Annotated in this window: 6 protein-coding genes and 1 tRNA gene; 2 read left to right on the top strand and 5 right to left on the bottom strand. The window is 54.5% G+C overall.

Annotated features, from left to right (window positions below; translation table 11 throughout):
- Positions 1-2 precede the first annotated feature (2 nt).
- Positions 3-79, top strand: a tRNA-Met gene (locus OGX66_RS15550).
- A gap of 74 nt (positions 80-153) precedes the next feature.
- Here OGX66_RS15550 and amiC read toward each other — a convergent pair.
- Positions 154-1,407 carry an N-acetylmuramoyl-L-alanine amidase AmiC gene (amiC, locus tag OGX66_RS15545; protein WP_003840937.1) on the bottom strand — a complete coding sequence of 418 codons (1,254 nt, stop codon included), beginning with the start codon at positions 1,405-1,407 and terminating at the stop codon, positions 154-156.
- A 234-nt stretch (positions 1,408-1,641) separates the two neighbouring features.
- Between amiC and argA the strand changes: the two genes are divergently transcribed.
- Positions 1,642-2,973 carry an amino-acid N-acetyltransferase gene (gene argA, locus OGX66_RS15540; protein ID WP_003034012.1) on the top strand — a complete coding sequence of 444 codons (1,332 nt, stop codon included), beginning with the start codon at positions 1,642-1,644 and terminating at the stop codon, positions 2,971-2,973.
- A 124-nt stretch (positions 2,974-3,097) separates the two neighbouring features.
- On the opposite strand, the gene recD is transcribed toward argA, so the two are convergent.
- The 4 genes from recD to recC all read right to left on the bottom strand — a co-directional run bounded on the left by recD (position 3,098) and on the right by recC (position 14,898).
- Positions 3,098-4,927, bottom strand: a complete 1,830-nt coding sequence (gene recD, locus OGX66_RS15535) for an exodeoxyribonuclease V subunit alpha (RefSeq protein WP_088903097.1) — start codon at positions 4,925-4,927, stop codon at positions 3,098-3,100.
- Positions 4,924-8,469 (bottom strand): exodeoxyribonuclease V subunit beta, encoded by a 3,546-nt coding sequence (gene recB, locus OGX66_RS15530; RefSeq protein WP_088903096.1) that lies wholly within the window; start codon positions 8,467-8,469, stop codon positions 4,924-4,926. Before recB ends, recD begins: the two co-directional genes overlap by 4 nt.
- Positions 8,462-11,350 carry a pitrilysin gene (gene ptrA / locus OGX66_RS15525; RefSeq protein WP_088903095.1) on the bottom strand — a complete coding sequence of 963 codons (2,889 nt, stop codon included), beginning with the start codon at positions 11,348-11,350 and terminating at the stop codon, positions 8,462-8,464. Before ptrA ends, recB begins: the two co-directional genes overlap by 8 nt.
- A 179-nt stretch (positions 11,351-11,529) precedes the next feature.
- A complete protein-coding gene (gene recC / locus OGX66_RS15520; protein ID WP_088903094.1) occupies positions 11,530-14,898 on the bottom strand; it encodes an exodeoxyribonuclease V subunit gamma in 3,369 nt (1,122 codons plus the stop codon).
- Positions 14,899-14,904 lie beyond the last annotated feature (6 nt).

Genomic DNA, 14,904 nt, shown 5'->3' with positions numbered 1-14,904 from the left:
GACGCGGGGTGGAGCAGCCTGGTAGCTCGTCGGGCTCATAACCCGAAGGTCGTCGGTTCAAATCCGGCCCCCGCAACCAACATTACGAACACCCTGACGGGTGTTTTTTTGTATCTGCGGTCCATAAAAAAAGCGCTTTTCAGCGCTTTTTTGTTATCCCCTTCTCGCCAGTGTCGCCCCATCGGCAAAATAGGCTTTAATCCCTGCCAGAATCGACTCTGCAACTTCCTGCTGGAAGGTCGCCGTTTTGAGTTTGCGCTCTTCCTCAACGTTACTGATAAATGCCGTTTCGACCAGAATGGACGGGATATCCGGCGCTTTCAGTACCGCAAACCCGGCCTGTTCAACTTGGTTCTTATGCAGGTTGTTGATTTTACCAAGCTTATTCAATACCGCCTTACCAAACTTCAGGCTGTCGGCGATGGTCAGCGACTGCACCATGTCAAACATGGTGTGGTCGACGTAACGGTCACCGCTCTTACTGACGCCACCAATGAGATCCGAGGCGTTCTGGGTCTGCGCCAGATATTTCGCTGCGGTACTGGTCGCGCCTTTGGTCGAGAGCGCAAACACCGAAGAACCGCTGGGTTGTCGACTGGTAAAGGCATCGGCGTGAATAGAGACAAACAGGTCTGCGCGCTGCTTCTGCGCTTTTGCCACACGGACTTTAAGCGGAATGAAAATATCTTCATTTCGCGTCATAAAGACCTTCATGTTGCCCTCTTTCTCTATGAGAGCTCGCAGACGGCGGGCAATCTGCAGTACCACATCTTTTTCACGCGTCTTGTATTTCCCCACCGCACCGGAGTCTTCCCCGCCGTGGCCCGGATCCAACATAATGACAATGGGGCGATCGCGTCCCGCTTTGCCCGGCTGTGGGCCACTCTGCGCAGGCGGTACCTGTTTATCCAGATCGCCCCTGTTGTAATCTTCCAGCAATGCCAGCAGCGGGTCCTGAACGTCCTGGGCATTCGCGGGATAGAGATCCATCACCAGACGTTCTTTAAAGCCCGCCACCGGTGCCAGGGCAAAAAGTTGCGGCTTCACATTCTGTTTCAGCTCGAACACCATCCGTACGGTCTTTGGATCAAACTGGCCAACGCGCGCCGACTTAATATACGGATCGTCAGGACGAATCTGCGCTCCCATGCCCTTGAGCACCGAATTCAAATTAACGTCTTCAATATCCACAACCACACGCTCAGGATTACTCAGGGCAAACTGTTTGTATTTCAGCAGACGGTTAGATTCTACCGTGACGCGGGTATAGCTGGACGCAGGCCAGATACGTACGGCAACGACCTGACTCGCGGCAGCCAGACCCACCTGGCTGACGCTTAAAAGCCACATAGCACCCGCACCTTTCAGTAAACGGCGGCGACTGATTGCTGAGTTGGATCCCGACATGCTTCTCCCGAGCAAAAGAAATCTTTTTAGAGGTAATACGTAAAACGTCCGAATTGACCGGAAACTTTAGCGAATGACGCATAATCTGTCATCTATAAAAGGGTAAACATTCTTTTTATATTCACGGTATTACTGATAAAAATCTTCAGCATGGGTAAAAATTACGCTTGCGCACAGAACCAAAACAGAATAAAAATACACAAATTACGAATAATCATGCAATGAGGGTGTGCCGTGGTGAAGGAGCGTAGAACCGAACTGGTACAGGGATTCCGCCATTCTGTTCCCTATATCAATACCCATCGGGGAAAAACGTTTGTCATTATGCTGGGCGGTGAAGCCATCGAGCATGAAAACTTTTCCAGTATCGTCAATGACATTGGTCTTCTTCATAGCCTCGGCATCCGCCTGGTCGTGGTCTATGGCGCTCGACCGCAGATTGATGCCAATCTTGCGGCGCATCATCATGAGCCGGTGTACCACAAAAACACGCGCGTCACCGATGCGAAAACGCTGGAGCTGGTCAAACAGGCTGCGGGGCTACTTCAGCTTGATATTACCGCCCGCCTGTCGATGAGCCTGAATAATACGCCATTGCAGGGTGCACACATCAATGTGGTCAGCGGTAATTTTATTATCTCCCAGCCGCTGGGCGTTGATGACGGCGTAGATTACTGCCATAGCGGGCGTATTCGTCGCATCGATGAAGATGCCATTCACCGCCAGTTAGATAGCGGCGCGATTGTGCTGATGGGCCCAGTCGCCGTTTCCGTCACTGGTGAGAGCTTTAATCTGACGTCAGAAGAGGTCGCCACGCAGCTGGCTATCAAACTGAAGGCAGAGAAAATGATCGGTTTTTGCTCGTCTCAGGGTGTCACCAACGATGATGGCGATATTATTTCCGAGTTGTTTCCTAACGAAGCTCAGGCTCGCGTTGAGTTGCAGGAAGAGAAAGGCGATTACAGCTCCGGTACGGTGCGCTTCCTGCGCGGAGCAGTGAAAGCCTGTCGCAGTGGCGTACGCCGCTGCCATCTGATCAGCTATCAGGAAGATGGTGCATTGCTGCAAGAACTGTTCTCCCGCGACGGCATCGGTACGCAGATCGTGATGGAAAGCGCCGAGCAGATCCGTCGCGCTACCATTAACGATATCGGCGGGATTCTGGAGCTTATCCGCCCGCTGGAACAGCAAGGTATTCTGGTCCGCCGCTCGCGCGAGCAGTTGGAAATGGAGATCGACAAATTCACGATTATTCAGCGTGATAACCTGACTATCGCCTGTGCCGCTCTTTACCCTTTCCCGGAAGAGAGAATTGGCGAAATGGCGTGCGTAGCGGTACATCCGGACTACCGTAGCTCGTCGCGCGGGGAAGTGTTGCTGGAACGGATCGCCGCGCAGGCCCGGCAAATGGGGCTGAGCAAGCTGTTCGTGCTGACCACGCGCAGCATTCACTGGTTTCAGGAGCGAGGCTTCACGCCGGTAGATATCGACCTGCTGCCGGAAAGCAAAAAAGAGATGTACAACTATCAGCGGCGGTCAAAAGTGCTGATGGCGGATTTGGCATAGGCGTGGTTGCCGGATGCGGCATAAAGTTCGCTGGCACATCTTTGGTATGCAGATCGTAGGCCTGATCAGACGCGATAGCGTCGCCATCAGGCACACAGCCGGATGGCGCTGACGCTTATCCGGCCTACATCATGCCATCATTAAACAACGCCGACAATCCGCTGCGGCGTTCGGTTCGGGTGGCAATGGCGCCACTCAATATCCGCTCATCGGCATACAGCGACAAACGACGGCGCGCGCGGGTAACGGCGGTATAGACCAGCTCGCGAGTCACCACAGGTGAATGCTGGTTGGGTAAAATCAACGCCGCGTGGTCAAACTCAGATCCCTGCGATTTGTGCACCGTCATTGCCCAGGTGGTTTCATGTTCAGGCAAGCGACTGGGCTGGACCGATTTGATAGAACCGCCCGGCAGCGCAAACCACACCCTCAGACCCTGCCCACGATCCAGGGCAATGCCAATATCACCGTTAAATAATCCCAGCGAACTGTCATTGCGCGCGATCATCACTGGCCTTCCCTCATACCAGCGGCTATGCGTCGAACGGTGAATTTTGCGTTTTTGCACCATCACCTGCTCAATGCGTTCATTCAAACCACCCACGCCAAACGGACCTTCCCGCAGGGCACACAATAGCTGATACTCATTGAAGGCCTGAATGACAGCATCCGGCTCGGCGCGCTCGCGCAGTAAATCCAGATAGTGACCATAACCCGCCAGCGCTTCCTCCAGCATCGCAGCGTAATCTTCGCTGCTGTGCAGAGCGCGTTTTTCAATGTCGCCAAATCCCTGCTGGAAGACCGTTTTTATCGCGGCTTTGTCACCACGATTAATCGCCGCAGCCAACTGACCGATTCCGGAATCGCTACCGAAACGGTAGCTCTTTTGCAGCAGGCACAAACTGTCGCGCAGAGCAGCCGCCTGAGTTCCCGAACCAGCCGGAATAGTGGTTTCAGTCAGGCGACTAAGCTGGCGGGCACGCTCCGGGGTAAAACCATCACCGACGAAAGCACAGATATCCCCCAGTACCGCCCCCGCTTCAACAGAAGCGAGCTGGTCGCGATCGCCCAGAAAAATCACCCGCCCGTGTGGCGGTAGCGCATCGATAAGGCGCGACATCATCGGCAAATCGATCATCGAGGCTTCATCCACTACCAGCACGTCAAGATGCAGCGGGTTTCCTGCATGATGCCGCAAGCGTTGGCTACCAGGCTGAGCGCCTAATAATCGATGCAGCGTACTGGCATCATCGGGAATGCGTTTCTTTTGCTCATCGGTCAGCGGCAGTTCACGCAACGCCGCGCCCAGCGAGGCGGTCAGACGTGCTGCTGCTTTTCCCGTGGGCGCCGCCAGACGAATACGACAGCGTTCACCGTCCGCCATCTGAATCAACGCCGCCAGAAGCCTCGCCACCGTTGTTGTTTTTCCGGTCCCCGGTCCGCCGGAGATCACCGATATACGACGGGTAAGCGCGACAGCAGCGGCCACTTTTTGCCAGTTAACGCCTTCAACGGGCGGAAACAGCGCTGCCAGCGTGTGGGTCAGCCGTTGTTCATCCACCTCAATGGCGTAGTTAACTTCGCCGAAAAAGCGCGCCACCGCGCGTTCGTTATGCCACATCCGGTTCAGATACAAACGATCGCCGTACAGCACCAGCGGTGTGGGCTGCTCGCCACGGCTTACCGCCCCGGAGGCCAGCAGGCATTCCGCCCAGTTTTCGGGCTCTCCCGCTTCAGCGAGCCAGGCGCTTAACAGAGGATGGGCGTCCTCACTTCGGGATAGACGCGAAAGCGGTAAGCAGACGTGCCCTTCTCCTGCTTCACGGCTGAGCAACGCCGCTGCCAGCGCAACGGCAGGGTTATCATTTCCGGCAACCGCCAGCGCGAACTGGGCATCCAGAGGGCGGAGCTGCTTTTGCTCAACGGCTTCCAGTAATCGTTTCTGGATTGTCATGACATCTCCTCCAGCGGCACACCGGCAAACAACTCGTCCATCAAAGCGATCAACTCTCCGTCAGGTCGGGTCGCATAAATTCCCTGCTGCGGATTTTCACGGTCAACGCCACGCAGGAAGAGATAGATAACTCCGCCAAAATGGCGTTCATAATCGTAATCAGCAATGCGATGGCGCAAGTAGCGATGCAGCGCCAGGGTATAAAGTTGATACTGCAGGTCGTAGCGATGCGCCTGCATGGCAGAGGCCATCGCTTGCTGCGTATAGGCGGAGCTGTCTTCACCCAGCCAGTTCGATTTGTAATCGAGCAGGTAATAGCGCCCCTGATGGCGGAATACCAGGTCAATAAAGCCTTTTAGCATGCCGCGCACCTGCATAAAGTCCAACGCAGGGCACCCCGCCGAGAGCGGATCGTACTGGCGAATCAACGCATCAAGTTGGTTGGCAATCAGCGGCTGCGAAATCGGCAGATAAAACTCCATCTCCACCTGTTTTTCTCGCGCGGAAAGCTGGCTCAAACTCACGCCCGTCTCGTTGAGAGGCGCCTGCAAAATGGCGTCCAGCCATTCGGTCAAAACCGGCGTCCAGTGCGCGTCATAACCGCCCAACGCCAGTTGCTCCTCGACCCAATGCGGATCCACCGGTTGCGTAAAATCGAGATTTTCAAACAGGCTATGCAAGAACGTACCCGGCGAAGCGCCGCGCGGGAACTGATGCGGTGTGAGTCCTGATTCTTCAATAACCTCACCGACGCCTGCGGCATCGATATCCAGTCGAGGGATCAGATCCTGCGCAATACCATGTCCACGCTGTTGCAGACCGGAATAACTGGTCACGCGCCAGCTATCGCCGGGCGTACGCTGCAGTATTTTTGCACTCAGTTCACGGCTAACAGACTGCGCAACCTGCCAGGGTTCGCCGTCAGGCTGCGCGGGAATCTGGCAGGCAATATCGTCGCAGCACAGCGCTTCAATCGCGCCACGCAGACCCGCGGCATCCATCGGCTCGCCTTTTTGCAACAGGCGACCAAGGGCGCTCTGATGCACATCGGTATCCCCTTTTTTATCGCCCCGACGTCGTACCAACGGCGCAACGCCAAGGCTGCAGTGCCATACCGAACGGGTTAGCGCGACATACAGCAAACGCAGGTCTTCCGCCAGACGTTCCGCTTCTGCCAGCTCAACGCTCTCCTCGGCATCGCTGAGATCCAGCACCGCTTCAAAGGAGCTGCGATCGTGGTAGAAAGCCTGATCCTGGACGCGGAAATTGGTGATAAATGGCAGCCAGACCAGCGGATATTCCAGCCCTTTCGATTTATGGATGGTGACGATTTTAACCAAATGCTTGTCGCTTTCGAGCCTGAGCTGCTGACTGGACGCATTGCTGTCGGGTTCACGAATATGCTGGGACAACCAGCGCACCAGCGCATGCTCGCTTTCCAGCTGCGAGCCCGCTTCCTGCAACAGTTCGCTGATATGTAAAATGTCGGTCAGTCGACGTTCGCCCCCCGCCGTCGCCAGCAGGTTCTCCGCAATCTGGCGCGCAGCCATCAGCGCGCGCAGCATCGGCATCACGCCGCGTTTATGCCAGATCTGACGATAACCATCGAACTCCTCGACCACCGCATCCCAGGCATTTTCGTCGTTATTTAACGCTTCAAGATCCTGCGCATTCAACCCCATCATCGAGGTCGCCAGCGCGCTACGCAGCGTGTTCTCACGCTCCGGCGTCATCACCGCCTGCAGCACCCACAGCAACTCCTGCGCTTCCAGCGTTTCAAATACGCTGTCACGGTTAGAGAGGTAGACGGAGGGAATGGTCAGTTGCGTCAGCGCATCGCGGACCAGCGCCGCTTCCTGGCGGCTACGTACCAGTACGCTGATGTCCGACGCGCGTACCGGGCTGGATGCTTTGCCACTGACCAGTTGCGCAGCGCCAGAATGTCCGGCCTTAAGCCAGTCGCGAATTTGCGTGGCGCACACCTGCGCCATGTAGTTCTGATAGTCGCCTACGCCACAGCTTTCCCCTTCCATCAGCCACATACTCATGGCTGGCTGCGTTTCACCGTGTAAAACAAACTGAAGCGACTGGTTTTTTTCTGCGAATTTTACCGGGCTGAAGGGAATTTCGCGGAACATAAAGGCGTCGTCCATCTGGCTGAAAAGCGTATTCACGCTATTGACCATGCCAGGGGCCGAACGCCAGTTAGTATCGAGCGTATAGTGTGCGCTGACTTCGCTGCGCGCCTTCATATAGGTGAAGATATCCGCGCCGCGAAACGCGTAAATCGCCTGTTTTGGATCGCCAATCAGCAGAAGTGCGGTATCCGGCTGATGCTGCCAGATCCGACGAAAAATACGGTACTGCTGCGGATCGGTATCCTGGAATTCATCGATCATGGCAACCGGAAAACGGGTGCGAATAGCCGTCGCCAGCGCATCGCCGCTTTCACTGCGCAACGCCGCATCCAGACGGCTGAGCATATCGTCAAAACCCAGCTCGCCGCGGCGGCGTTTCTCTTCGGCAACCGCCGCGCGGATCTCCGCCAGCGCCCGGGTGATCACCAGATCGCGCAGGGTTAACGGTTCGCTAAGCAGTTCATCAATAGCGACGAAAAGCGGGTGCTGAGGAGTTATCCCGCCCGCTTTGGTTCGCTCTTCTAAAAAGCGCTGGGAGAATTTCTCCAACGCATCAGGCAGCTGATAGCTTTGAGTTTCTTCCTGCGCCCACGCGCTGATCTTTTCGATCCACTTACCCTGGTTAGCGCGATTAAATTTACGCCGGTCGATCCCGGAGGCTTCCAGCAGACCATCCAGCTCATCAACAGAATCACGCCATTGCTGCTTGATCTGGTTAATGCGTGCAAGAATTTGTTCATGCCGGGAGGCCAGCGTTTCGTCATCGGGCGGAGGAGCCTTGATAACCGGTGCTTCCCCTTGCAGATAGCGATCGATATCTCTCAGCAGCGCCTGCGGTCCTTTCCACGTTTCAAAAACCACCTGCGCAATGTCGCGGGGCAGCGGGTAGCAGTGCCGACGCCAGAAGTCCGCGCAGGCCTGATAGCGCAGCAGCGATTCATCTTCTATCAGCTGCTGTTCGAACAGCATGCCAGACTCAAAGGCGTTAAGGCTGAGCATACGCTGACAAAAACCGTGGATGGTAAACACCGCCGCTTCATCCATCTGTCTTTCAGCCAATAACAGCCACTGAGCGGCCTGTTTTTTATCGGCAATTTCGTCTAACAAACGGGCATATAGCGGGTTGTCGGTGGTTTCACGCAGGCAGGCAATTCGCAGTTCATGAATGTTGCTACGAATTCGACCGCGCAACTCTTCGGTAGCCGCCTCAGTGAAGGTGACTACCAGCAGTTCTTCGACGGTCAGAGGACGAGGAAAGGCGGCAGAGCCGCCCAGTCCAAGCAGTAAACGTAAATACAGGGCGGCGATGGTAAAGGTTTTACCGGTGCCCGCAGAGGCTTCAATCAGACGCTCGCCCGTCAGGGGCAAACGCAGTGGATCAAGGGACTCAGCGGCATCATTCATTCTTATCACTCATCAGGGGTAAGGTTTGCTGCAACGCGCTGACGGTCTGCCACACTTTCCAGCCTTCCGGGTGCACATATTCTGCTTGCCCGTTCTGACTGCCGGAAACCTGTGACAATATCGCCATGCCTTGCGGCTCAACCACCGCCTGATGGAAGAAGTCGGCAAGTTTTTGCGGCGTCAGCAGTTTAATCTGAGCCACTATTTTATCACGTGAATCGAAGCGCATATTGCCGCGATCAAAATCTTTGCTTAACTGTGAGGCTTCTGCCCCCAGCGTTTGCGGCGCCTGCAGCATTTGCGCAATAATCGCCTGCTGAATTTGCGCGAACTCTTCAGGTTTCATCGCCCGCAGCTTCGCTTCCGCCGTCGGGAAGAACGCTTTATAACGCTCCCAGAGGTAAGACGGCTGCTTATCACTGCTTTGCAGCAGGAACCCCATTCCCCACTGACGGCCAACGCTCATCGGGAAAGCAAATACGGCGTAACCTAACTGCTCTTCAGTACGCAGCTGATTGTAGAACCACGGCTGAACAATCTGCCCCAACATGGCGCTGTAGGCTGAACTGCCGTATTCATCGTATCCGGTTGGCACAAATACCGCCGCCAGTGCTGAATCCGTGCTGCTGCCTGCTTTTTCAAAGATGACGGACTGCTTCTTGTCCACAACCACATCTTTGTTGCGACACCACTGTGACCCGTTCGCACCAAGCTGTTTTTGGATATCCCGCGCCATGCTCGTTGTCTGAGCTTCGCTCATATTACCAATGACCAGGAATTCAGGTCGCGCACCGGTTTTTAAGGCGTCGCGGTAGGTCATCACCTCTTTCAGGGTGATGGAAGGCAGCAACTGACGGCGCTCATCACGTGAAAAATAAGGCACCTGAGAAAGCATCTGCACCGGCATAATAGCCTGATCGTAGGCTTTACCCTTTTCTGCGGAATCCATCATCTGGGCATACCAGGATTTCGCCTGTTCCAATTGTTCATCCGTTGAGGTATAGCTGAAATAGCCGCTCAGCAGCGCCTGAAAAAGCTGCGGCAAACGTTGGGTGTAGCCGTTGGCGTTAAGCATCAACCCATTGTTAGCGTTGGTAGAGAAACCAATTCCACCTACCGATGCCTGGTTACTTAACTGATCGAGCGCAATCCCCGCCAGGTAATCGTTAAGTGCGAATAAGACCTGGTTGCGGGCGCTGTCCATGGCTTTCGGGTTACGCAGGATCACGCTGACGTCAGCCTTCGGCTCGCTGGCAAAATACTGGCTCGGGGTATACACCACGCGTAAATCCGGCTCATCAACAATCAGCTCCGGATGAGCGTATTTTTTATCCGTCTTAATCAGCGTGAAATCATCCGGAATGTAGGGGTTCACCTCCGGTAACGACAGCGCAATGCCCTGTGCTTTTTGCTGCCAGTCGGCAAAGGTTTTGTCGCTGATTTTATCCACCTGGTAAGGCGCATCGACAAAATAAGCGGTTTTATTATGCGGCTCTTTCGCGCTGATATACCAGATACGTGCATTCTGCGGCGTCATCATTGCCAGACGTTGCTCAACAGCTTTCGCATCGTACTGGTCAGCAATATTCACCGCATCCAGCGTATGCTCGACGGGAACGCGGATCATGGTATCAGCCAGCCATTCCACGTAGTCCATATCACGGGTGATGGAGGGATAACGGAAATCGAGATCCAGCACATGCGCCAGCTCGTCAAAATAGCGTTTATCGACGCCTTTCTCGCGTAACAAATTGAGGTAGCTAAAGATTGCCGCGACAACTTCATCGCGATTCGCCAGCCCCTTGTCGGTTAACGTCGCGGAAATGGCTAACACGCCGCTGTTTCCGTTGACCACCGGATCGGAGTCTGCGCGAATACCTTCAACCAGACCCTGCTTTTGCAGCCAGTCAGACAATGTGCCCGGACTACGATTGCCAATCAGGTAGGTCACCAGCTCATCGGTTTTACTGCGGAACTGCGCGCTGTTGTTATCGATACGAAACTCGACGCGCAATACTTTACGCGGCATTGCCGGAACATAGTGGATGATGATGCCCTTTTGCGCGTCAGTGACGACCGGTACGGTAATTTCAGGCTTTTCGATATTTCTGTTCGGCACGCGCCCAAAGGTGTCAGCCGCTATCCGCGCCAGCTCTGGCAGCGGTTTATTGCTATAAATCACCGCCTTCATCAGGTTCGCGGAGTAGTACTTTTCATGAAATTTTTGTAACGCCTGTACCACCGGGTTGCCCGGTTTGTCGCTTAATGTCTCTAGATTCCCGCCAGAGAAACGCGAGCCAGGGTGCGCCGGGTTGATAGTCTCAGCGCTCACCTGCGCCATACGCATCCCGTCTCGGGTACGCGCCAGCGTCAGCTCGGAGTTAACCGCGTTACGCTCACGGTCGGCATATTTTTTATCCAACAATGGATCGGCAATAGCATCCGCCAGGCGATCCACCGCCCCCACCAACGCGTCGTTTTCGACTTCAAGATAGAAGGCCGTACGATAAGGCGCAGTGCTGGCATTGTGGCTACCGCCGTGCATTTTCAGAAATTCAGCCAGGCTGTCCGGCTGCGGGTATTTTTTCGAGCCCATCAGGCACATGTGTTCGAGATAGTGCGCCAGCCCCTGATGATCGTCCGGATCTTCCAGCGAGCCCACGGGGACTACCAGTGCAGAAAGGGATTTCACGGCCTGAGGATCGGATACCAGCAGCACAACCATGCCGTTATCAAGGCGCACGGCCTGATACTGACGGGTATCTTTATCGCTTTTACGGATGGTTTCAGCTAAAGGCTGCCAACCGGTATCTGCCTGACTTACGGGAACCCAAAGGGCGACGAACAACAGTAATGCGCTGAACCAGGTGCTGCGGGGCATTCACAAACCTCATCATTAACGTATTCACCTGTTCACTACAAACCACGCATAAATACATGGTCTGAACAGGGCAAGACTATGTGCTGAACGAGCCAGCATCTTCTCTTTGTAAGAATCAGTCCGTGACAGAATGCGCATCATAGTGGAAGCTATCGAATTGCGCAATTTTTATACAGCCATCATGACTGATTGAAGCGAAAAATCGGTAACAGGTAGCGTTGAGACTGTAAAACAATAGTCTCCAGCGTATCAGCATCCAGTTGACGCCAAAGACGCTGATACCAGATATCATCACCTTCGCCACGTACTATCATGTTGCCTTCATAGGCTTGCAGAAACTTACTGCGCGCTTTTTGCAACGTTGCATCGTCATCTAACATGGCATCATTTGCGGCGTCATAACAGGTTTTTATCCATGCACCGCCGCTTTCGGGCAATACCAGCAATGGTGACGACATGCCTTCCCGATACCCCTCAATGAGTTGCGACAGATACAGCAACGCCTGTTCTGCATCCAGCGGCGGAAAACGCCATTCCCCGTCTTTACGCAGGAATAATCGGCTCTCTCCCGTACCGCCACTCGCACAATAGACAAGATGTTCCAGCCAAAGTTGCACGCCCTGCGCAATGCTGATCAAAGATGGGCGCCAGCGCAACAAACCGTCCTCTTGTACCTGCGGCAACCAACCGGTGATTTGTACGCCGTTACAGTTAAGATCGATTTCCATGCTCTGACAGGGCTGACGACAGGCGATAATACGCTCAGCCAGCGACTGCATCTCCTGACGCTGCGTATCCCACAGAATTTCGCCAAACGGCCCATAGGGTAGCGTGCCCGCCGCGCGAAAACGGCGGAACAGTCGTTCAGCGTCGTTCTCTTCAACCAGTGTATTAAGCAATTGCTGATTAAGCTGATAGCGGGTTAATCCTTCAAGGGTGAAAGGCTCCGTGTCCGGGATCTCACTCTCTTCAGAGCGGAAATTGACCCTCAAACGCATCTGGAAAAAGGCGCGTACCGGATGTGCCCAAAATCGCTGCAGTGTTTCCAGCGTTAGCGTTTCTGGCATTTCAAAAGGAAGAGGCTGCACAAAATCCGTGTGCGCTTTTCCTGACAGGCTCGCCGCAGGTAGCCATTCCCGGGCATAGCTTTGCTGTTCGCCTGGTAGATAGTTTTGCGCATCAAAGGGCATACGGGTATGCAAACGGGTAATGTGCGCTTTTACCCTTGTCTCGCTTTGATCGCAGGTCAACAATTCGTCACCCGGCAGATAATGGCTTTGCCCAATGTAGTCCATCAGTTCTTGCACCAGCACCGACGGGAAGCGCTCGCTGTTATCCTGGATCGAGCGGCCAATGTAGCTGATGTAGAGCGTCTGCTGTGCCGAAATCAATGCTTCGAGGAACAGATAGCGGTCATCATCACGACGGCTGCGATCGCCCCGCATCGGTTTTTGACTCATTAAATCAAAGCCCAGCGGCGCAAGCTGGCGTGGATAAACGCCATCGTTCATACCCAGCAGGCACACCACTTTGAACGGAATGGAGCGCATCGGCATCAGCGTACAAATGTTAACGGGACCCGCCAGGAAGCGCTGGCTGATGCGTTCCTGATCAAGGCGCTGGGCCAGCTCATCACGTAACAGAGAGAGCGGTATAGCATCGCCGTACTCGGCCCCTAAACCTTCAGTGATAATAGCCTGCCACTGCTGTTCAATCAGCGTCATCGCCGCTTCGGTATCCGCGTCCGGCAGGAAGAAATCATTAAGCATTTCCCGACAAACAGGTAGCCACTCTTCCAGCGGTCGTTCCTGCGCTAATCCTCTACGCCAGAGATTAAGCTGCATCAGCAACGAGGCCAGATGCCCTACCAGCTCGGCAATCAAACCGCTGGACTCATCGTAAGGCAATACCGATTGCCACTCGCCCTGCGCGCTTTCCATCGCGTAGCCGAGCAGCATACGCGTTAAACCAAATTGCCAGGTATGCTGACCTGTAGGCGGAAGTTCCAGTTCACGCACGTTATCGTCGTCAATTCCCCAACGAATCCCGGATTCATTGACCCATAAGCGAAGATAGCGCAACCCTTCTTCATCAATGTTGAAACGCGCCGCCAGCACGGGGACATCCAGTAACGCCAGGACATCCTCTGAGACAAAACGGCTATCCGGTAGAGACAGCAGACTAATAAAAGCCTGTAAGACGGGATGAGACTGGCGTGCCCGACGGTCGGAAATCGCATAAGGTAAGTAACGCTCGGCTGGTGCACTTCCAAAGACCGACTGAATGAATGGGCTGTAGCTGTCGATGTCCGCCACCATCACGATAATATCGCGCGGCGTCAGCGTTGGGTCCGCTTCCAGCATGGCCAACAGCCGGTCATGCAGAATTTCCACCTCGCGCTGTGGGCTATGGCAGACATGGAAAGTCACGCTGGTATCGTTCAGTTCAAGCCGGCGTTTATTGTCACTACGGGAATATTCTTCCAGCGTGACGCCCGCCACGGCATGACTTTCGAGTTCCAGAATATCCGATTGAATATTATGCAAAAGGTTGTCAGGCGTAATGTCGACAAACGCATCCAATTCCTGACTATTTTCCAGCTCCGAAAGCAAATAAATGTAATCACGCCCCAGCTTGCCCCACGAGGCCAGCATCGGGTTGCCCACATCCTGTTCCCCATCGCTGTTAAATAATCCTTCGGCTTTCTGGTTATCACGAAACAGCGGCAGGTGCCGTTCTTCAAAGCTGTGCCGACGCTGACGCGCCATCAGCTTCGCCAGCCAGGCAGGATCTTTAATATCTCCCCAGTAGTAGCGACAAGGGTTGGTAAACAGCAGATGAATATCGATGTGCTTACCCAGCGCTTGCAATGCCTGCAAATAAACCGGCGGCAGCGCCGAAATGCCGCAAATAAAGACGCGAGAAGGCAGTCCCTGCGGGCACTCGGACGCGTTTTCCAACGTCTGAATAAATCGTTGGTATAAATTGGCACGATGCCAACGCGGCTGGCCCAACTCCGCGGTGTATTCCACCAGCGCTTTCCACAACGGTGCCTGCCAGGCCTGAGACTCGCCGAGTCCCTCAACCAGTCGCCCCGCTTCCCACTGGGTCAACCAGTCAGGGCGGTAGACTAAATACTGGTCGAAAAGGTCAGCCGCGCGCGAGGAAAGCTGAAAAAGCTTACGTTTATCGGTGTCGTCCGTCAGATAGTGGCGCAGCAATGCAAAGTCATCGCCATCCAGTAATTGCGGCAACAGCGTCATCAACTTCCAGCTCATGCTCTGTTTGCTGAACGCGCTCTCTTTCGGGATATCCGGCAGCACGCGCACAAACATATCCCAGATAAAACTCGCGGGCAGCGGAAAATCGATATTGGCGGCAATACTAAACTTCTGTGCAAGAGTCATTTGTAACCACTGCGCCATACCGGTACTTTGAACCAGGATCATCTCAGGCTCAAAGGGGTCGTCCAGCCGCTCGCGCTCAACGATAAACTCCATTAACGCTTCCAGCACATCCAGACGGTTAGAGTGGTAGACCCTTAACATAGCGAC

The organism is Citrobacter sp. Cf072 (genome assembly GCF_030334485.1).
Lineage (GTDB): Bacteria > Pseudomonadota > Gammaproteobacteria > Enterobacterales > Enterobacteriaceae > Citrobacter > Citrobacter freundii.
This window is presented reverse-complemented; position numbering and strand designations above follow the sequence as displayed.

Excerpts from the sequence above, each read along its gene's own strand:
- amiC (WP_003840937.1), bottom strand. The coding sequence starts at position 1,407 with ATGTCGGGATCCAACTCAGCAATCAGTCGCCGCCGTTTACTGAAAGGT.
- recD (WP_088903097.1), bottom strand. The coding sequence starts at position 4,927 with ATGACAATCCAGAAACGATTACTGGAAGCCGTTGAGCAAAAGCAGCTC.
- recB (WP_088903096.1), bottom strand. The coding sequence starts at position 8,469 with ATGAATGATGCCGCTGAGTCCCTTGATCCACTGCGTTTGCCCCTGACG.
- ptrA (WP_088903095.1), bottom strand. The coding sequence starts at position 11,350 with ATGCCCCGCAGCACCTGGTTCAGCGCATTACTGTTGTTCGTCGCCCTT.
- recC (WP_088903094.1), bottom strand. The coding sequence starts at position 14,898 with ATGTTAAGGGTCTACCACTCTAACCGTCTGGATGTGCTGGAAGCGTTA.